The organism is Isoptericola sp. NPDC057391 (assembly GCF_042668085.1).
In the GTDB taxonomy this organism is placed as follows: domain Bacteria; phylum Actinomycetota; class Actinomycetes; order Actinomycetales; family Cellulomonadaceae; genus Isoptericola.
This window is the reverse complement of record NZ_JBHVBO010000017.1, coordinates 16,635-34,444: the sequence shown is the minus strand read 5'-3', so window position 1 is coordinate 34,444 and position 17,810 is coordinate 16,635. Positions and strand designations below refer to the sequence as shown.

The window sequence follows — 17,810 nt, the reverse complement described above, 5'->3', positions numbered from 1 at the left end:
GGGCGCTCACTGACCGCCCTTCTGCACGAAGCCGCGGACGAACGACTCGGCGTTCGTCTCGAGGACCTCGTCGATCTCCTCCAGCAGGGCGTCCACCTCGGCGTCGCGCTCGGTCGCCGCCGGGGCGACCGGGGCGGGGGTGTCCGCGTCGTCGTCGGGCGTGCGGTCCTCGTGCTGCGGGTTGATCCGTTCCTGACCGGCCATGGTCCGCCTCCTTCGCTGCTGCGGGGCTCCCGACAAGGAGCTCCGGGAGAGTCTCGCGACGCCAGCCTATGCGCTGCGACCGACACCGCGCGGCGACGTCCACGCCGGTTGCGCCCAGGGCTGAACGACTCCACCCCCGCGCGACGCGAGATCGGCCCGCGGGGCGTCGTCGCCGGTCAGCCCGCTCTCAGCCCTCGCCGCGCAGGCCCTTGAGCAGCGCCGCGGCGTCGGGGCTGGCGTCCAGGAGGGCGCCGATGTGCGCGCGCGTGCCGCGCGACGGGTCGAGCATCGGCACCCGCTGCAGGGCGGCGGCCCCCGGGACGTCGAAGATCACCGAGTCCCAGCTCGCCGCGGACACCTGGTCCGCGTACCGGGCCATCACCTCGCCGCGGAACCACGCCCGCGTGTCCGCCGGCGCGTGGTGCACCGCGTCCGTCACCCGCTCCTCGTCCACGAGCCGCTCGACGGCGCCCGACGCGACGAGCCGGTGGTAGATGCCGCGCTCGGGCCGCACGTCCGTCCACTGCAGGTCCAGCGTGTGCAGCCGCGGGTGGTCCCAGCCGAGGCCGTCCCGCGACCGCATCCGCTCCAGGAGCCGCCGCTTCGCGACCCACTCCACCTCGCGCGCGCACGTGGCCGGGTCCGTGCCCAGGCGGCGGAGGACCGAGCGCCAGCGGTCCAGCACCTGTGCGGTCTCGTCCTCGCCCGACGCGTCGCCCGACGACCCGCCCGAGGAGCCGAGCGCGGCGACCGACCGGGCCACGACGTCGGCGTACGCCTCCTGGATCTCCAGCGCCGTGAGCCGGCGGCCGTCGGCGAGCTCGAGCCGTGCGGTGAGGGTGAGGTCGCGCGACACGCGCTGCACGTCCGCGACCGGGTCGGCGAGCCGCAGGGCGGCGAGCTCCTCCCGGGCGGCCACGCCGGCCTCGGCCAGCTCGTCGAGGTGCTCGAGCACCCACAGCACGAGCGAGGTGGTGCCGAGCTTGAGGAAGGTCGCGACCTCGAACAGGTTGGCGTCGCCGATGATGAGGTGCAGGCGGCGCCACCGCGTGCGGTCGGCGTGCGGCTCGTCGCGCGTGTTGACGATCGGGCGGCGCAGCGTCGTCTCGAGGCCCACCTCGGCCTCGATGTAGTCGGCGCGCTGGGAGAGCTGGAAGCCCGCCTCGGCCCCCGCCGGCCCGAGGCCCACCCGTCCGGAGCCCGCGAACACCTGCCGGGTGACGAGGAACGGCGTCAGCAGCTCGACGAGCGTGCCGAACGGCAGCGCCCGGTCCACCAGGTAGTTCTCGTGCGTGCCGTAGCTGGCGCCCTTGCCGTCCACGTTGTTCTTGTAGAGCACCACCTCGCCGCCGGGCACCTCCGCCAGCGAGCGCACGGCCGCGAGCATGACCCGCTCGCCCGCGACGTCCCACAGGACGCCGTCGCGCGGCCCGGTCACCTCGGGCGACGAGTACTCGGGGTGCGCGTGGTCCACGTAGAGGCGCGCGCCGTTGGTGAGGATGCAGTTCGCGGCGCTCGGGTCGTCGTAGTCCTCGACCGACGGCCGCTCGACCTCCTCCGGCTCCTGCCGGGCGGCGCGCGCCCGGCCGCGCCCGGCGCCGGGGGTCCCGGCCGCGGACGCCACCTGTGCCGACGCGGGGGTGCTGCCGGTCGTCCCCGGGCCGGACGCCGTCGGGCCCGACGGCGCGGGGCGCGACGGGTCGTCGGTGAGGAGCGAGGGGTGCGCCGAGGCGCGCTGGAGGTGGAACCCGCGCGCATCCTGCAGCGGGTCCTCGTCGTCGTAGTCCCAGCGGGCCGGCGGGCGGGCGCCCGCCCGCGCCACCAGGGCGCGGTACGTCATCACCACCTGCGAGCTCATGAGCATCGGGTTGGCCATCGGCCGCCCCGGTGCCAGCACGCCGTACTCGGTCTCGATCCCCATCACGCGACGAACACTCACGCCACCACCCTAGGTGGACCCGCACGAGATCGAGGTACCCGTCTCGAGGCTGGCGCACGGCGGGTCGGACTCGGGACGGATACCTCGGTCTCGTGGACGACGCGGGACTACAGGTACTGCCCCGTGCTGGTGACCGTGTCGATGGTGCGCGGCGCGCCGTCGCCGCCCTTCTTCTGGACGATCGTGCGGATGAAGACGATGCGCTCGCCCTTCTTGCCGCTAATGCGCGCCCAGTCGTCGGGGTTGGTGGTGTTCGGCAGGTCCTCGTTCTCCTTGAACTCGTCGACGCACGCCGACAGGAGGTGCTCCACCCGGATGCCGCGCTGCCCGGTGGCCAGGAAGTCCTTGATCGCCGACTTCTTCGCCCGGTCCACGACGTTCTGGATCATCGCGCCGGAGTTGAAGTCCTTGAAGTACAGGGTCTCCTTGTCGCCCGACGCGTACGTGACCTCGAGGAACTGGTTCTCCTCGTCCTCGGAGTACATCCGCTCCACCACGCTGCGGATCATCGCCCCGATGGCCTCGGTCTGGCTGCCGCCGTGCTCGGCCAGGTCGTCGGGGTGGATGGGCAGCTGGGGGGTGAGGTACTTGCCGAAGATCTCGGTGGCACCCTCGGCGTCGGGGCGCTCGATCTTGATCTTCACGTCCAGGCGGCCGGGCCGCAGGATCGCGGGGTCGATCATGTCCTCGCGGTTGGACGCGCCGATGACGATGACGTTGTCGAGCCGCTCGACGCCGTCGATCTCGGCCAGCAGCTGGGGCACGATCGTCGTCTCGACGTCGGACGACAGGCCGGTGCCGCGGGTGCGGAACAGCGACTCCATCTCGTCGAAGAACACGACCACGGGGGCGCCCTGCGTCGCCTTCTCGCGAGCCCGGGCGAAGATCAGCCGGATGTGCCGCTCCGTCTCGCCCACGTACTTGTTGAGCAGCTCCGGGCCCTTGACGTTGAGGAAGTAGCTCTTCGCGCCCGCGTCGCCGCCGGACGACGCGACCATCCCCGCGAGCGAGCTCGCGACGGCCTTGGCGATGAGCGTCTTGCCGCACCCGGGCGGGCCGTACAGGAGCACGCCCTTGGGCGGGCGCAGCCCGTGCTCGCGGAAGAGGTCGGGGTGGGAGAAGGGCAGCTCGACGGCGTCGCGGATCTGCTCGATCTGCGGCCCCAGCCCGCCGATGTCCTCGTAGGCGATGTCGGGCACCTCCTCGAGGACGAGCTCCTCGACCTCCGACTTCGGCACCACCTCGTAGACGAACCCGCTGCGCACGTCGACCGTGAGCGCGTCGCCCACCCGCAGCTCGGCGTCGGCGACCGACCCGGCGAGGCGCACGACGCGCTCCTCGTCGGCCCGCCCGACGACGAGCACCCGCTCGGCGTCGAGCACCTCCTTGACCGTCACCAGCTCGCCGGTGCGCTCGTAGCCGCCGACCTCGACCACCGTCATGGCCTCGTTGAGCTTGACCTCCTGGCCGGGCCGCAGCTCGGCGACGTCGAGGCCCGGGCTCGCCTGCACGTGCATCTTGCGGCCGGCCGACGAGATGTCGACCGAGCCGTCGTCGTGCGCGGCGAGGAACGTCGCGTACGTCCCCGGGGGCTTGGCGAGCTCGTCGATCTGGCCCTTGAGCTCGACGATCTGGTCACGGGCGGCGCGGAGCGCCTCGGCGAGCCGCTCGTTCTTGGCGGCGAGGAGGGCGAGCTGTGCGTCGTGGCTCGGTCCGGTGGGCAGCGCCGGCTGCTCCGGTCGAGGCTCCGGGCGGACAGGGTTGTCGGACATCGCATCCCCTCTCGTGCGGCCCGGGTGACCACCTCCCCGGACGGGAAGGCGCCCCCGGAGTACAGCACCCTAGACATCAACGCGGGCCTGCGGGGGTTCATTTCACGGAGCGGTCGCGAGGTTCACACGACCGAGACCTCCCGGTGACCTGCCGCGACCGGTCCCGCGCCCCGGACGCCGTCGTCCCCGGCCCGGCCGGCGTCAGCCCTGCGCGTCGTCGGGGGCGACGCCGAGGTCGCGGCGGACGCGACGGATCTTCTTGTCCGACACGGCGCGCTCGCCCAGCTCCTCCTCGGACCACTCGGCGTCCGGGGCGGGGTAGGACCCCTTGGCCGGACGTCGGGTCCGCTCGGGCGGCGTGACCCCGTCCGCGAGCCGCCGGGCCGTGACGAGGAACCCTGTGTGCCCGATCATCCGGTGCTGCGGGCGGACCGCGAGGCCCTCGAGGTGCCAGCCGCGCACCATGGACTCCCACGCCTGCGGCTCGGCGAACCGGCCGTCGGCCCGCAGGTCCTCGGCCGTGCGGGACAGCTGGGTGGCGGTGGCGACGTAGCAGATCAGCACGCCGCCCGGCACCAGCGCGCGGGCGACGGGGTCGACGTTCTCCCAGGGCGCGAGCATGTCGAGCACGACGCGGTCGACGCTGCCCGGCTCCGCCACGGTGGGCAGCACGTCCGCGAGGTCCCCGACCGACAGGCGCCACGCCGGGTGCTCGCCGCCGAAGAACGACTCGACGTTGCCGCGCGCGATCGCCGCGAAGTCCTCGCGGCGCTCGATGGAGTGCAGCTCGCCTGCGTCGCCCACGGCGCGCAGCAGCGACATGGTCAGCGCCCCGGAGCCGACGCCGGCCTCGACGACGCGCGCGCCCGGGAAGATGTCCGCCATCTGCACGATCTGCCCGGCGTCCTTGGGGTAGACGACGGCGGCGCCACGCGGCATGGACAGCACGTAGTCGCTCAGCAAGGGCCGCAGGGCGAGGTACTCGATGCCCGCCGTGTTGGTCACGACCCAGCCCTCGGGGCGGCCGATGAGGTCCTCGTGGCGGAAGTAGCCCTTGTGCGTGTGGAACGTGCCGCCGGGCTTGAGCGTGATGGTGTGCAGCCGACCCTTGGGGTCCGTGAGCTGCACCCGGTCGCCCTCGCGCAGGGGCCCGCGGCGCAGGTCCGCACCCGTGGCGCGGCCGGTCGGGTCGGCGGTCGGGCGGTTCTCGGGCACGGTGGCGTCGGCGGAGGTCACGACCGGCGAGTCTACCGGCCCGGCTCCCGGCACCTCATCGGCGAAGCGCGGCCGCGACCCGGGCGACGTCGAGCACGCCGGTCAGGCGGCCGGCGTCCACGACCGGCACCACCCGCGCCCCCGACGAGCCGCGGGCGAGGCCGTCGAGGAGGTCGTCGCCCTCGAGGTCGGGGCTCACCGCCGAGCCCGGCGGGAACGGCACGACGACGGCCTCCACCGGCGTGGTCGCGGCCTGGTCCGCGGGCACGTTCGCGACCGCGGCCGGGTCCACCCAGCCCACGGGCTCCCCGGCGGGCTCGACGACGGCCACGACGGTGCCCGGGTGCCGCGCGGCCGCGTCGGAGACGCCGGCGACCGTGGTGGTGACCGGCACCACGACGGCCGGCACCGCCAGGCCCCGAGCGGACAGGCCCGCGACCCGGGCCCTCGTCTGCGCGCCCTTGATCGCGTCCCCCGCCCCGGACCACAGGAACGCGCCGATGAGCGCCGCCCACGCGACCGTCACCCAGGACGGCCTCCGCCCCTCGAGCAACGGCCACAGCAGCGCCACGACCAGCACGCCGACCGCGACCACCCGCCCGACCCAGCCCGCCGCGAGCGTGCCCCGCGTGCGCGAGCCCGTCGCGCCCCAGACCGCGGACTCGAGGATCTGCCCACCGTCCAGCGGCAGCCCCGGCACCAGGTTGAACAACCCGACGAACGCGTTCGAGAACGCCCCGGCCAGGAGCAGGGCCGAGGCGACGGACGACACCGGCTGCACCAGGTACACGACCCAGAACGCGGCCGCCAGCACGAGGTTGGTCAGCGGGCCGACCACGGCCACGAGGGCGCCGTCGAGCGGGCGCCCGCCCGACCCCGTGTAGGCGGTGTGGCCGCCCCACAGGGTCAGCGCGACCTCGGTGACGCGGTGCCCGCGCGACCGCGCGACGAGGGCGTGCGCCACCTCGTGCAGGAACACGGACCCGAAGAGCAGCAGCACGAACGCGGCCGCGACGACGAGCACCGCCGCCGTCCCCAGCTGGGGCGCGAACCACGTCCGCACCGAGGGCGCGAACACGAGGGTGAGGACGACGGCGCCGAGGAACCACGACGGGGTGACGAGGACGGGCGCGCCCGCGATGCGGCCGACCACCCATCCCCGGGAGCGAGAGGTCACCCCGTCAGGCTATCCGGCCAGCCTGACCGTCGGCCGCTCGTCGCCGCTCGTGGGCCGCTCCTCGGAGGGCCTGTCACCGTCCGCCCATAGGGTGGCGCGCATGACCACGACCGCCGCTCCCGACCCGTCCCTGACGGTGCCGCGGGTCCCGGCGCTGTCCCCCTCGCGCGCGGCCGACTTCATGCGCTGCCCCCTGCTGTTCCGGTTCCGCGTGGTCGACCGGCTGCCCGAGCCCCCGGCCTCCGCCGCCGCACGGGGCACGCTGGTGCACGCGGTGCTCGAGCGGCTCTACGACGCGCCGCGCGGGGAGCGCACGCCGGAGGCGGCGGCCGCCCTGCTGCCGGTCGAGTGGGATCGCCTCGTCGAGGCGGAGCCGCGGTACGCGACGCTGTTCGACGAGGGCGGCGACGCGGCCGGCACCACGCCGTCGGAGTGGCTCGGCCGGGCGCGGCGGCTCGTCGGCACCTACTTCACGCTGGAGGACCCGAACCGGTTGGAGCCCGCGTCCCGCGAGCTGCGAGTCGAGACGTCGCTCGACGACGGGCCGGTGCTGCGCGGGATCGTCGACCGGCTCGACGTGGCGCCCGACGGCGCGCTGCGGGTGGTCGACTACAAGACGGGCCGCGCGCCCGGGCCGGGCTTCGAGGGCTCCGCCCTGTTCCAGATGCGGTTCTACGGCCTGGTGCTCTGGCGCGAGCGCGGCGAGGTGCCGCGCATGCTGCAGCTGCTCTACCTGGGCGACGGCCAGGTGCTGCGTGCCGAGCCGGCCGAGCGGGAGCTCGAGGCCACGGAGACCAAGGTGCGCGCGCTGTGGTCCGCGATCCAGGACGCCGCCCGGACCGGCGACTGGCGGCCCCGCCGCGGACGCCTGTGCGGGTTCTGCGCCCACCAGGCGCTGTGCCCCGCGTTCGGCGGCACGCCGCCCGTGATCCCGGCCGACGCGCTGCGCGAACGGCTCGGGGTGGACGCCGAGGCGGTCAGAGCGTGAGGTCCACGACCTCACCCGCGCCGATGCGTGCGAGCGTCGCCACGTCGACCTTCTCGAGCGAGGCGGCGCGGCTGAGCCCGTCCAGGTGCGGCACGGGCACGACCGCCTCGACGCCCAGGGTCGCGACGCCGGCCGCGCGCGCCGAGGCGATGCCGGTGGGCGAGTCCTCGATCGCCACGCAGGCGCCCGCGTCGACGCCGAGTCGCTCCGCCGCGACCAGGTAGGGCTCGGGGTCCGGCTTGCCGCGGGTGACCTGGTCGCCGGTGACGAGCGTCGCGAACGCGCCGGCGGGACCGCGCGAGACGACCTCCTCGGCGAGGGCGCCGTAGCTCATCGTCACCAGCGCGCACGGCACGCCCGCCTCGGCGAGGGTCGTGAGGAGCTCCAGCGCGCCCGGCTGCCACGGCACCCGCTCGCGCACCTGCTCGACGACCTGCCCGAGCAGGCGGTCGACGATCGCGTCCACCGGCAGGTCGACCCCTCCCTGGTCGCGCAGGATCGTCGCGGAGACGGTCAGCGCGTTCCCGACGAGCTGCAGCGCCTGCTCGTGCGTCCAGGTGCCGCCGTGCTCCGCGACCAGCTCCTGCTCGGCCCGGATCCAGTACGGCTCGGTGTCCACGAGGGTGCCGTCCATGTCCCACAGGACGGCCGCGGGCAGGGTCGGGGAGTCGGTCTGCGGGGCGGGGGCGAGGGTCTCGGGCACCCGTCCATCGTACGGACCTCGCACCGCGACCCGACCCGTCGGGCCGCGTGAGACGGGACACCCGGACGGGCCGCGCCGCAGCCCACGCTGTATACGCTGGACGGATGACGACCGAGCCGGAGACCACCGGGCGCCACGCCGCACGGCAGACCGTGATGATCGCCGCGTTCGAGGGGTGGAACGACGCCGGCAGCGCCGCCACCGCCGCCCTCAGCCACCTCGCCCACGTGTGGGACGCCCGTCAGGTCCGCGAGCTCGACCCCGAGGACTACCACGACTTCCAGGTGAACCGGCCCGTCATCGAGACCGGGCCGGACGGGGAGCGCTCGATCACCTGGCCGACCACCACGGTGTCGGTCGCGGACCTGCCGGACCGCACGGTGGTGCTCGTGCACGGCATCGAGCCGTCGTTCCGATGGCGCTCCTACTGCGCCGAGCTGCTGGACCTTGCGGCCGAGCTCGGCGTCCGCACCGTCGTGACCCTCGGCGCCCTGCTGGCCGACGTGCCGCACACCCGCCCCATCCCGATGACCGCGACGACGGAGAGCTCGGGCCTGCAGGCGGTGCTGGACGTCGAGCCCAGCACCTACGAGGGCCCGACGGGCATCGTGGGCGTGCTGCAGCACGAGGCCGACCGGCGCGGGTTCCAGGCGGTGTCCCTGTGGGCCGCCGTGCCCCACTACGTGGCCAACCCGCCGTCGCCCAAGGCCACGCTCGCGATCCTCACCCGTGTCGAGGAGCTCGTCGCCGCCCCGGTGCCGCTCGGCGACCTGCCGGAGGACGCCGAGGCCTGGCAGCACGGCGTCGACGAGCTCGCGTCGGACGACGCCGAGATCGCCGAGTACGTGCAGCAGCTCGAGGAGGCGAAGGACACCGCGGACCTGCCCGAGGCGTCGGGCGAGGCCATCGCGCGGGAGTTCGAGCGCTACCTGCGACGGCGCGACGTCGGCGGCGACAAGGGCACCGACAAGGGTGGGGAGAAGGGCCCCGACAAGGGCTGACGCCCCGGCGTCCCCGTCAGAGGCGGACGCCGAGCAGCGCGTTCACCGCGCGCGCCAGCACGCCGGGCGCGCCCTCGTGGTCGTCGGTCGTGTCGCGGCCGGGCGCGAGCGCGGCGTCGGCCCAGGCGTCCACGGCGGCGAGCGCGGCAGGGCCGTCGAGGTCGTCCGCGAGCGCCGCGCGCAGGGCGGCCAGCGCCGCGGACGCGTCGGGGCCGCCGTTGCCGGAGACGGCGGCGCGCCACCGGTCGAGCCGGGCGACGCCGGCCTCGAGGTCGCCGTCGGTCCACTCCCACTCCGTGCGGTAGTGGTGCGCCAGGAGTGCGAGGCGGATCGCCATCGGGTCGACGCCCGCGCGGCGCAGCGCGGAGACGAACACGAGGTTCCCGCGCGACTTGCTCATCTTCTCGCCCTGGTAGGCGACCAGCCCGGCGTGCACGTGCACGCCCGCCCCGCCGCCGCCCAGCAGCCGGTCGTGCGAGGTGGACATCTCGTGGTGTGGGAAGAGGAGGTCCGCTCCCCCGCCCTGCAGGTCGAACGGCAGGCCCAGCCCGTCGCGGGCGATGACCGCGCACTCGACGTGCCAGCCGGGCCGCCCGGTGCCGAGCGACGCGCCGTCCCACGCCGGCTCGCCCACGCGCTCGCGCCGCCACAGCAGCGGGTCCAGCGGGTTCTTCTTGCCCTCGCGATCGGGGTCGCCGCCGCGCTCGGCGAACAGGGCCCCCATGACCTCCGGGTCGAGGCGGGACACCTGGCCGAAGTCCGGGTCGGCGGACAGGTCGGCGTACACGTCGCCGAGACAGGGGTCGTCCCCGCCGGCGCCCGGCTCGACGGGAACCCGGTAGGCCGCGCCCTCCTCGAGCAGCCGCTCGACGGCGGCCACGACGGCGGGCACGGACTCGACGGCGCCGGTCCACGTGGCGGGCGGCACCATGCCGAGCGCGGTCATGTCCTCGCGGAAGAGCGCGACCTGGTCGGCGGCGAGGTCGCGCCAGTCGACACCGGTGGCGTTGGCGCGCTCCAGCAGCGGGTCGTCCACGTCGGTGACGTTCGAGACGAACGTCACGTCCTTGCCCGCGTCGAGCCACGCCCGGTGCAGCAGGTCGAAGGCCAGGTAGGTGTTCGCGTGCCCCAGGTGGGTCGCGTCGTACGGGGTGATCCCGCAGACGTAGTAGCGGGCGGTGCCGCCCGGGGCCGGGTCCACGAGCCGCCCGGTCGTGCTGTCGTGCACCCGGACGGGGGTGCGGCGGCCGTCGGCCGGTTCGGGGAGCTCGGGGATCTGCGGGGCGGGCCAGGAACGCACGGCCCCAGGCTACCGGGCCTCGCGGCAGGTCAGCCCCACGGCCGGGTCGCACCGCGCCGCGCCGCACGTCCGTCAGACGACGATCCCGCCGTTCGCGGTGAGCACGCCGGTCAGCAGCAGGACCACGACCACGGCGGCGAGGCCGAGGCGGTACCAGACGAACGGCATGAACGAGTGCGTGGTGATGAGCTTGAGGAACCCGATGATCACGACGTACCCGACGACGAACGCGACGAGCGTCGCGACGAGGGTCGCGCCGGCGCCCGGCGACCCGGGGGCCGGGTCCTCCCCCACGGACTTGGCGAGCTGGTAGAAGCCCGACATCAGCACCGCGGGGATGGCCAGCAGGAACGAGTAGTCCGCGGCGGCCTTGCGGGTGAAGCCCATGAGGAGCCCGGCGGTGATGGTGCCCCCGGAGCGCGACACGCCCGGGATGAGCGCGAGCGCCTGCGCGAAGCCGAAGGCGATCGCGCGCTTCGGGGTGAGCTCGTCGAGCCGGCGGGTGCGCCGGCCGACCTTGTCCGCCCAGCCGAGCAGCAGGCCGAACACGACGAGCGTCGTCACGGTGATCCAGAGATTGCGCAGGTAGGTCTCGATCTGGTCCTGGAAGAGGAGGCCGAGCACGCCGATCGGGATCGAGCCGAGCGCGATGTACCAGGCCATGCGGGCCTGGTCGTCGTGCGCGCCCATCCGCGAGCGCCAGTCGCTGCCGTGCGTGCCCACGAGGGACTTCCACCAGGCGACGCAGATGTCGCGGATCGTGCGGCGGTAGTAGAGCAGCACCGCGGCCTCGGTGCCGATCTGGGTGATCGCGGTGAACGCGGCTCCGGGATCCGTCCCGCCGAGCAGCTCGCCCACGATGCGCAGGTGCGCGCTCGAGGAGATCGGCAGGAACTCGGTCAGGCCCTGGACCAGGCCGAGCAGGATCGCTTCCCAGGCATTCACGGGCGGTCACACTACCCGGAGCTGCAGGGTTTGCCGGTAGCCTGACCCGCCATGGAGCGTCGTCAGGTGGGCCGCACGGGCCTGCGCGTGTCCGAGCTCGGCCTGGGGACGATGACCTGGGGTCGCGACACCGACGACCTGGACGCCGCGGAGCAGCTGCGCGACTTCGTCGACGCGGGCGGCACGCTCGTCGACACCGCCGCGACGTACGGCGACGGCGACGCGGAGCGCGTCATCGGGTCCCTGCTGGACGGCAAGGTCGCGCGCGACGACGTGGTGCTGTGCACCAAGGGCGGGGTGCGCGCGGGCCGGTCGGGCGCCCGCGTCGACGCCTCGCGGGCGGGCCTGCTCGCCGACCTCGACGCGTCGCTGGGGCGTCTCGGCACCGACCACGTCGACCTGTTCCTCGTGGCCTGCCCCGACCCGGCGACGCCGCTCGCCGAGACGGTCTCGGCGCTGCGGCTCGCGGTGTCCTCCGGCCGGGCGCGGTACGTGGGCCTGTCCAACCATCCGGGCTGGGCGTCCGCGCGGGCCGCGACCCTGCTCGAGGCGGACGGCACCGGGCTCAGCGCCCTCGAGCTCGAGTACTCGCTGCTGCAGCGCGGCGCGGAGCGCGACGTCGCCCCCGCCGCCGACGTGCTCGGGCTCGGGCTGCTGGCCTGGTCACCGCTCGGTCGCGGCGTGCTCACCGGCAAGTACCGGCGGTCGATCCCGGCGGACTCGCGCGCGGCGTCGGCGCACCTCGCCGCGTTCGTCGACCCGTACCTGGACGGCGCCGCGTCGTCGGTCGTGGAGGCGGTGGCCACCGCCGCCGACGGGCTCGGGCGTGCGCCGCTCGAGGTGGCTCTCGCCTGGCTGCTGGCCCGCGACGCGGTCGCGAGCGCGATCGTCGGGGCGCGGACGCCGGCCCAGCTGCGGGCCTCCCTCGCCGCCACCGACCTCGACCTGCCGGGCGAGGTCCACGCCGCGCTCGACGACGTGTCCGCCCCCGAGATCGGCTACCCCGAGCGTTGGTAGGCCTGCCCCGGGGCGTCGGCCGGGCGGTCGGCGGGCGTCCCCGCTAGGTCGGGTCCCTCGAGGTCGGTGTCCAGCTCGGCGTCGAGGTCGTCGTCCCCCTCGTCGTCATCGTCCTCGTCGTCCTCGTCGTCGTCCGCGTCGTCGTCCCCGTCGTCGAGGAAGAAGGGCGTGACCTCGGAGTAGACCTGGGCCAGCGCGTCCTCGTAGACCTCGAACGCGTCGGCCAGGACCTCGTAGGCGTCGTCGACCGCGGGGTCGTCGTCACCCCGGCGGGTCGACACCGCGTGGTAGTGGGCCTCCAGCGCGGCGACGAAGCGGTCCAGCGCGGCACGCGGGTCTGCGGTCATGCTCTGACCGTAGCGCCCCACGGGGCACAATGGGCAGACGAAAACCGCCCGCCAGCACTTCGGGAGGACAGCGGATGGCTTCGATCCCGTCGACGTCGCAGGCAGACGCGCGCCCCGGCGCGACGTCCGCCTGGCGCAAGCACGGACAGTACGAGTACCGCGTGCTGACCATCGACCGGGGCACCAGCGTCCCGGACGCGCGCAAGATGCTCACCGACGAGGCCGAGTACGGCCGGTGGGAGCTCGCGCGCACGCGCCTGTACATGGGCGGCGAGCGCCGGGTGTGGTTGCGCCGCAAGATCATCAAGGTCAGCGCCACGTTCTGACGGGTCGACCATCCCGAGCAGACGTCCCGAGCAGGCCTTGCCCAGCAGACATGGTCGACACGTTCCGCAAGTCGCGCCCGCACGCGCCGCCGGGGTTCTTCGCCACCGAGGCGGCGGGGTTGCGCTGGCTCGCCGTGCCGGGCGGCCCACGGGTCGCCCGGGTGCAGGGGCACGGACCGGAGCACCTCGACCTGGAGCGGGTCGACCCGGTCCGCCCCACGCCCGACGCCGCGCGCGACCTGGGCCGACGCCTCGCCGTCCTGCACGGGGCGGGCGCCGCCGGGTTCGGCGTCCTCCCGCCCGGCGCGGAGCGCGGGTACTTCGGCCCGCTCGACGACCCGCTGCCGCTGGCCGCGGGCGCCTGGGGCGACTGGCCCGCGTTCTACGCGCACGCCCGGCTCCGTCCCGTCGTGGCGCAGGGCCGCGAGCGCGGCGTGCTCACCACGGAGGACGCGGCCGCCGTCGAGCGGGTGTGCGGCCGCCTCGGCGTCCTCGCGGGCCCCGCGGCGCGGGAGGCGCCCGCCCGCGTGCACGGCGACCTGTGGTCCGGGAACGTGCTGTGGTCGCGGGGACCGGGCGGCTCGGCCGAGGCGGTCCTCATCGACCCTGCCGCCCACGGCGGGCACCGCGAGGCCGACCTCGCGATGCTCGCGCTCTTCGGCGCGCCGCACCTGGACGAGGTCCTCGCGGGCTACGAGTCCGCGTGGCCGCTCGCCCCCGGGTGGCGGGAGCGGCTGCCACTGCACCAGCTGTACCCGCTCGCCGTGCACGCCGTGCTCTTCGGCAGCGGGTACGTCGAGCAGACCCGCAGCCTGCTCGCCCGCCTGGGCGGCTGACGACGGCGGCCGGCGCGGCCGGGTCAGCAGTCGCGCAGGAGCCGGTCCAGCACGCGCGTGCCGAAGCGCAGCGAGTCGACCGGCACGCGCTCGTCGACCCCGTGGAACATCCCGGAGAAGTCGAGGTCGGCGGGCAGGCGCAGCGGGGCGAACCCGTAGCCGGTGATGCCGAGGCGGGACAGGGACTTGTTGTCGGTGCCGCCCGACAGCGTGTACGGCAGCACCGCGGCCCCCGGGTCCTCCGCGAGGAGCGAGGCGACCATCGAGTCCACGAGGTCGCCCGAGAACGGCACCTCGAGTGCGGTGTCCTGGTGGATCGGCTCGACCCGCACGGTGGGCCCGGCCAGCTCGCGCACCGTCGCCATCCCCTCCTCCTCGTGCCCGGGCAGGAGGCGCACGTCGACGGTGGCCTCGGCGCGGCCGGGGATGACGTTCACCTTGTAGCCCGCGTCCAGCTGTGTCGGGTTGGACGTGTGCCGCACCGTGGCGCCCACGAACCTCGCCGCCGGGCCCAGCGCCGCGACGAGCGCGTCCACGGCGGCCGGGTCCTCGCCGTCGAACGGGAGGCCCGTGAGGTCGGACACCCCGCGCAGCAGCCTCTCCACGGTCGGGGTGAGCGTGTACGGCCACGGGTGCTGCCCGATCCGCGCGACCGCCGCGGCGAGCTCGGTCACGGCGTTCTCGGCGTTGACCTGGGAGCCGTGCCCGGCGCGCCCGTCGGCGACGAGCCGCAGCCACGCGAGGCCCTTCTCCGCCGTCTGCAGCAGGTAGGCGCGCCGCCCGTCGACCTCCACCGAGAAGCCGCCCACCTCGCTGATCGCCTCGGTGGCGCCCTCGAAGAGCTCGGGCCGGTGCCGCACGGCCCACTGCGCGCCGCGCACGCCGCCCGCCTCCTCGTCGGCGAAGAACGCGACCACGACGTCCCGCGCGGGGCGCCGGCCCTCGCGGACCATCTGGCGCACGACGGCGAGGATCATCGCGTCCATGTCCTTCATGTCGACGGCGCCGCGCCCCCACAGGAGGCCGTCGATCTCCTCGCCGCCGAACGGGTCGACCGACCAGTCGGCGGCCGCGGCGGGCACCACGTCGGTGTGCCCGTGCAGCACGAGCGCGGGCCGGCCCGGGTCGGCGCCCTCGAGCCGCGTCACGACCGACGTGCGGCCGGGCTCCGACTCGAACAGCTCCACCTCGAGCCCCACCTCGGTGAGCAGCCCCGCGACGAGCTCCGCCGCGCGCCGCTCCCCCGGCCCCTCGCCGTCGCCGTAGTTGGACGTGTCGATCCGCAGCAGGTCGCGGCAGATGCCCACGACCTCCTGCTCGGCGGTGGGGTGCGGGGCGGCGGGCGTCGTGGGCGGGGTGCTCGGGCGCGGGGCGAGGGGCTGGGACGTCACCCGCACACCGTACCGGCGCCCGCGGGCGGGACGTCGAGCCGGGGTGACGTCGTCCGCGGTCTGGACCACCGTCCGTGCCGGCCCGGTCGTGCCCGACGGCGTGGACGATCCCGGGACGCTCGCCGGGCGGCTACGACCGCCGCTCGGTGAGCGTCCCGTCCGCGGCCAGCACCAGCTCGGCGTCGAGGCCGAGTCGGCCCAGGAACGACCGGTCGTGGCTCACCACCAGCAGCGCGCCGCGGTACGCGGCCAGGGCCTGCACGAGCTGGTCCGTGCTGGCGATGTCGAGGTTGTTGGTCGGCTCGTCGAGCACGAGCAGCTGTGCGGGCGGGTCGGCGAGCAGCAGCCGCGCCAGGGCCACGCGGAACCGCTCGCCGCCGGACAGCGTCGCGACCGGCCGGCCGACCTGGTCGCCGCGCACGAGGAACCGCGCGAGCCGGTTGCGCAGCTCCCCGGGCGCCACGTCCGGCGCGCCGGCGCGGACCGCGTCGAGCACGGTCTGGTCGTCGTCGAGCACGTCGAGCCGCTGCGGCAGGTAGGCGACCCGCTCGGTGAGCGCCTCGGCGTCCGCGCCCGTCCCGTCGCCGGAGGCGGAGCCCGCCCCGGCGAGCCGCTCCAGCAGGGTCGTCTTGCCGACGCCGTTGGGACCGGTCAGCGCCACCCGCTCCGGCCCGGCGAGCACGACCTCGCGCCCGTCCGTGCCGCGCAGGACCGCGAGGCGCCGGCCCGCGGGCACGTCCGGGTCGGGCAGGTCGACGACCATCCGGGCGTCGTCGCGCACCGCGAGCTCGGCGGCCTCGACGGCCGCCCGGGCGTCGGCCTCCTTCCCGGCGGCCTGGCCGCGCCGGGCGGCCTGCGACTTCTCGGCGGAGTTGCGCCGGTCGTTGATCTGCGCCTTGACGTAGCGCCGTTCGGCGACGTCCGTGCGGCCGCGGCGCTCGGAGTGTGCGATGCGCTCCTCGGCCTTGATCCGCTCCCGCTTCTCGCGGCGCAGCACCTGCTCCGCGTCCCGCAGGGCGGCGCGCGCCGCCTCCTGCTGCGCGGCCAGGTGCGCCTCGAACTGCGCGTAGGTGCCGCCGTAGGTGGTGAGGGAGCCGGTGCGCAGCTCCGCGGTCTCGTCGACGAGCTCGAGCAGCTCCCGGTCGTGCGAGACGACGACGAGCGCGCCGCGCCACGTGCGCACGATCTCGTGCAGCCGCTCGCGGGCGGCGCCGTCGAGATTGTTGGTCGGCTCGTCCAGGAGCGCCACGTCCGCGCCGCGCAGGCGCACCCCGGTGACGGCGACGAGCATCGCCTCGCCGCCCGAGAGGGTGCCGACCGGGCGGTCGAGCACGCCGTCGCCGGACGGCAGCCCCGTGCCGGCGAGCTCGGCGTGGGCCCGCTCCTCGACGTCCCAGCCGTCGCCGACGACGTCGAACAGCGCGGCGAGCCGGTCCTCGGGCACGGTGCCGTCGGTGATCGCGCGCACGGCGTCGACGACGTCGCGCACGCCCAGCAGGTCCGCGACCGTGGCGTCCGTGTCGAGGGTGAGGCGCTGCGGCAGGTAGTCCGCCACGCCCGAGACGCCGATCGTGCCGGACGTCGGCCGCAGCCGGCCCGCGACGAGGCGCAGCAGGGTGGACTTGCCCGCGCCGTTGAGGCCGACGAGGCCGGTACGGCCGCGGGAGAAGGCGCCGGACACGCCGGCGATCGGGGTGGCCCCGTCGGGCCAGGAGAAGGTGACGTCGCGCAGGACGACGGAGGGGTGGGGAGCAGGCACGGAGGACTCCAGCGGGTGCGGGGGTACGGCGGACGGCGGGTGCGTCGACGCCGCTCCCCCGGGCCGTTCGTGCGGCCGGCGGGGAGCCTCGGGGTCGACGCGTCAGGCGGTCGTCCGGATGCCCGTCATCGCCGTGCTGCGCCTCTCGTCCTGGAGCCGTCCCCTCTCACGCGCGGCGGGAGCCGCGGGGACGGCGACGACGATGTCACGTCGCCGTGCCCCACGGCAACCGGAAACGCCGCAGGCCGCGGGTCGGGTCAGGCCGCCGTGGCCTCGGCCGGCCACGGCTCGCTCGGCTCGCGCGGGTCGCCGGGCACGTACGACGCGACCCACGAGTCCTGCAGCACGCCGCGCTGCGCGCCGAAGCGGCGCAGCAGCCCCTCGTAGCGGAAGCCGAGCTTCCACGCGACGCGGCGCGACGCCCAGTTGCCGACGTTCGCGCGCCAGCGCACCACGCCGAGGCCGAGACCCTCCGGGTCGACGGCCCAGTCGACGACGAGCCGCGACGCCTCCGTCGTCAGGCCGCGTCCGCGCGCGTCCGGGGCGCACCAGAAGCCCAGCTCGCCGGCCGGCTGCACGCCGGGGCCGCCCTCCCGCGACACCCCCACCATGCCCAGCACCGGGCCGTCGACGTCGCCGGGCTCGCGCACCGCCCAGGTGAAGTCCTTCTCCTGTGCCCAGCCGTCGGCGACGAAGGTCCCGACGAAGCCCGCCGCGTCGTCCCGCGTGTACGGCGAGGGCACCGTGGTCCACCGCGCGATGGCGGGGTCGGCGCAGACCTCGGCGATGCGGTCGACGTCGGCGGCGGTGGGGACGGACAGGCGGACGCGGTCGGTGGCGAGGACGAACGGCTCCATCGCGGCATCGTGGCACGCCGCGCCGCGTGCTTC

Annotated in this window: 17 protein-coding genes; 5 read left to right on the top strand and 12 right to left on the bottom strand. The window is 75.3% G+C overall.

Annotation, left to right across the window (positions count from 1 at the left end; all coding sequences use genetic code 11):
- Nucleotides 1–6: 6 nt before the first annotated feature.
- From ACFUVW_RS04440 to ACFUVW_RS04420, 5 genes are all read right to left on the bottom strand, one after another.
- Nucleotides 7–204, bottom strand: a complete 198-nt coding sequence (locus tag ACFUVW_RS04440) for a ubiquitin-like protein Pup (protein WP_079575068.1) — start codon at nucleotides 202–204, stop codon at nucleotides 7–9.
- Between the two features lie 187 nt (nucleotides 205–391).
- A complete protein-coding gene (gene dop / locus ACFUVW_RS04435; RefSeq protein ID WP_430570152.1) occupies nucleotides 392–2,125 on the bottom strand; it encodes a depupylase/deamidase Dop in 1,734 nt (577 codons plus the stop codon).
- Between the two features lie 125 nt (nucleotides 2,126–2,250).
- On the bottom strand, nucleotides 2,251–3,915 hold the full coding sequence (arc, locus tag ACFUVW_RS04430; RefSeq protein ID WP_430570144.1) for a proteasome ATPase: 1,665 nt from the start codon (nucleotides 3,913–3,915) through the stop codon (nucleotides 2,251–2,253).
- A gap of 201 nt (nucleotides 3,916–4,116) precedes the next feature.
- A complete protein-coding gene (locus ACFUVW_RS04425) occupies nucleotides 4,117–5,151 on the bottom strand; it encodes a tRNA (adenine-N1)-methyltransferase (protein WP_430546182.1) in 1,035 nt (344 codons plus the stop codon).
- Between the two features lie 34 nt (nucleotides 5,152–5,185).
- A complete protein-coding gene (locus ACFUVW_RS04420; protein WP_430570143.1) occupies nucleotides 5,186–6,307 on the bottom strand; it encodes a site-2 protease family protein in 1,122 nt (373 codons plus the stop codon).
- Nucleotides 6,308–6,407: 100 nt separating this feature from the next.
- On the opposite strand from ACFUVW_RS04420, the gene ACFUVW_RS04415 reads away from it, so the two are divergent.
- The gene (locus ACFUVW_RS04415) at nucleotides 6,408–7,295 is read left to right on the top strand and encodes a RecB family exonuclease (RefSeq protein WP_430570142.1); all 888 of its coding nucleotides are present in this window, start codon (nucleotides 6,408–6,410) and stop codon (nucleotides 7,293–7,295) included.
- Here the strand turns inward: ACFUVW_RS04415 and ACFUVW_RS04410 are convergent.
- Nucleotides 7,285–7,998, bottom strand: a complete 714-nt coding sequence (locus ACFUVW_RS04410; protein WP_430570141.1) for an HAD family hydrolase — start codon at nucleotides 7,996–7,998, stop codon at nucleotides 7,285–7,287. The two genes, ACFUVW_RS04415 and ACFUVW_RS04410, sit on opposite strands and share 11 nt — an antisense overlap.
- A 104-nt stretch (nucleotides 7,999–8,102) precedes the next feature.
- Between ACFUVW_RS04410 and ACFUVW_RS04405 the strand changes: the two genes are divergently transcribed.
- Nucleotides 8,103–8,999 (top strand): PAC2 family protein, encoded by an 897-nt coding sequence (locus tag ACFUVW_RS04405; RefSeq protein ID WP_430570140.1) that lies wholly within the window; start codon nucleotides 8,103–8,105, stop codon nucleotides 8,997–8,999.
- Between the two features lie 16 nt (nucleotides 9,000–9,015).
- On the opposite strand, the gene mshC is transcribed toward ACFUVW_RS04405, so the two are convergent.
- Together mshC and ACFUVW_RS04395 are read right to left on the bottom strand one after the other, a co-directional pair.
- Complete coding sequence (gene mshC, locus ACFUVW_RS04400; protein ID WP_430570139.1) at nucleotides 9,016–10,299, bottom strand: cysteine--1-D-myo-inosityl 2-amino-2-deoxy-alpha-D-glucopyranoside ligase; 1,284 nt, start codon at nucleotides 10,297–10,299, stop codon at nucleotides 9,016–9,018.
- A gap of 72 nt (nucleotides 10,300–10,371) precedes the next feature.
- Nucleotides 10,372–11,244 carry an undecaprenyl-diphosphate phosphatase gene (locus tag ACFUVW_RS04395; RefSeq protein ID WP_430570138.1) on the bottom strand — a complete coding sequence of 291 codons (873 nt, stop codon included), beginning with the start codon at nucleotides 11,242–11,244 and terminating at the stop codon, nucleotides 10,372–10,374.
- A gap of 51 nt (nucleotides 11,245–11,295) precedes the next feature.
- Between ACFUVW_RS04395 and ACFUVW_RS04390 the strand changes: the two genes are divergently transcribed.
- Nucleotides 11,296–12,261, top strand: coding sequence for an aldo/keto reductase (locus ACFUVW_RS04390; RefSeq protein ID WP_430570137.1), 966 nt, complete (start codon nucleotides 11,296–11,298; stop codon nucleotides 12,259–12,261).
- Here ACFUVW_RS04390 and ACFUVW_RS04385 read toward each other — a convergent pair.
- Complete coding sequence (locus tag ACFUVW_RS04385; RefSeq protein WP_430570136.1) at nucleotides 12,243–12,608, bottom strand: primosomal protein; 366 nt, start codon at nucleotides 12,606–12,608, stop codon at nucleotides 12,243–12,245. The two genes, ACFUVW_RS04390 and ACFUVW_RS04385, sit on opposite strands and share 19 nt — an antisense overlap.
- Before the next feature lie 74 nt (nucleotides 12,609–12,682).
- On the opposite strand from ACFUVW_RS04385, the gene ACFUVW_RS04380 reads away from it, so the two are divergent.
- Together ACFUVW_RS04380 and ACFUVW_RS04375 are read left to right on the top strand one after the other, a co-directional pair.
- Nucleotides 12,683–12,934: a DUF5703 family protein gene (locus ACFUVW_RS04380; protein ID WP_430570135.1), complete on the top strand. Its 252-nt coding sequence runs from the start codon at nucleotides 12,683–12,685 to the stop codon at nucleotides 12,932–12,934.
- A 50-nt stretch (nucleotides 12,935–12,984) separates the two neighbouring features.
- Nucleotides 12,985–13,770, top strand: coding sequence for a fructosamine kinase family protein (locus ACFUVW_RS04375; protein WP_430570134.1), 786 nt, complete (start codon nucleotides 12,985–12,987; stop codon nucleotides 13,768–13,770).
- 23 nt (nucleotides 13,771–13,793) lie between these two features.
- On the opposite strand, the gene ACFUVW_RS04370 is transcribed toward ACFUVW_RS04375, so the two are convergent.
- The 3 genes from ACFUVW_RS04370 to ACFUVW_RS04360 all read right to left on the bottom strand — a co-directional run bounded on the left by ACFUVW_RS04370 (nucleotide 13,794) and on the right by ACFUVW_RS04360 (nucleotide 17,777).
- Nucleotides 13,794–15,161 (bottom strand): M20/M25/M40 family metallo-hydrolase, encoded by a 1,368-nt coding sequence (locus ACFUVW_RS04370; protein ID WP_430570133.1) that lies wholly within the window; start codon nucleotides 15,159–15,161, stop codon nucleotides 13,794–13,796.
- Nucleotides 15,162–15,291: 130 nt separating this feature from the next.
- On the bottom strand, nucleotides 15,292–16,920 hold the full coding sequence (locus ACFUVW_RS04365) for an ABC-F family ATP-binding cassette domain-containing protein (RefSeq protein WP_430570132.1): 1,629 nt from the start codon (nucleotides 16,918–16,920) through the stop codon (nucleotides 15,292–15,294).
- 257 nt (nucleotides 16,921–17,177) lie between these two features.
- Nucleotides 17,178–17,777 (bottom strand): GNAT family N-acetyltransferase, encoded by a 600-nt coding sequence (locus ACFUVW_RS04360; RefSeq protein WP_430570131.1) that lies wholly within the window; start codon nucleotides 17,775–17,777, stop codon nucleotides 17,178–17,180.
- Nucleotides 17,778–17,810 lie beyond the last annotated feature (33 nt).

What these genes read in the sequence shown, in the direction of transcription:
- ACFUVW_RS04440 (WP_079575068.1), bottom strand. Translation starts at nt 204, where the DNA reads ATGGCCGGTCAGGAACGGATCAACCCGCAGCACGAGGACCGCACGCCC.
- ACFUVW_RS04360 (WP_430570131.1), bottom strand. Translation starts at nt 17,777, where the DNA reads ATGGAGCCGTTCGTCCTCGCCACCGACCGCGTCCGCCTGTCCGTCCCC.
- ACFUVW_RS04405 (WP_430570140.1), top strand. Translation starts at nt 8,103, where the DNA reads ATGACGACCGAGCCGGAGACCACCGGGCGCCACGCCGCACGGCAGACC.
- ACFUVW_RS04390 (WP_430570137.1), top strand. Translation starts at nt 11,296, where the DNA reads ATGGAGCGTCGTCAGGTGGGCCGCACGGGCCTGCGCGTGTCCGAGCTC.
- ACFUVW_RS04415 (WP_430570142.1), top strand. Translation starts at nt 6,408, where the DNA reads ATGACCACGACCGCCGCTCCCGACCCGTCCCTGACGGTGCCGCGGGTC.
- arc (WP_430570144.1), bottom strand. Translation starts at nt 3,915, where the DNA reads ATGTCCGACAACCCTGTCCGCCCGGAGCCTCGACCGGAGCAGCCGGCG.
- ACFUVW_RS04385 (WP_430570136.1), bottom strand. Translation starts at nt 12,608, where the DNA reads ATGACCGCAGACCCGCGTGCCGCGCTGGACCGCTTCGTCGCCGCGCTG.
- dop (WP_430570152.1), bottom strand. Translation starts at nt 2,125, where the DNA reads ATGGGGATCGAGACCGAGTACGGCGTGCTGGCACCGGGGCGGCCGATG.
- ACFUVW_RS04375 (WP_430570134.1), top strand. Translation starts at nt 12,985, where the DNA reads ATGGTCGACACGTTCCGCAAGTCGCGCCCGCACGCGCCGCCGGGGTTC.
- ACFUVW_RS04380 (WP_430570135.1), top strand. Translation starts at nt 12,683, where the DNA reads ATGGCTTCGATCCCGTCGACGTCGCAGGCAGACGCGCGCCCCGGCGCG.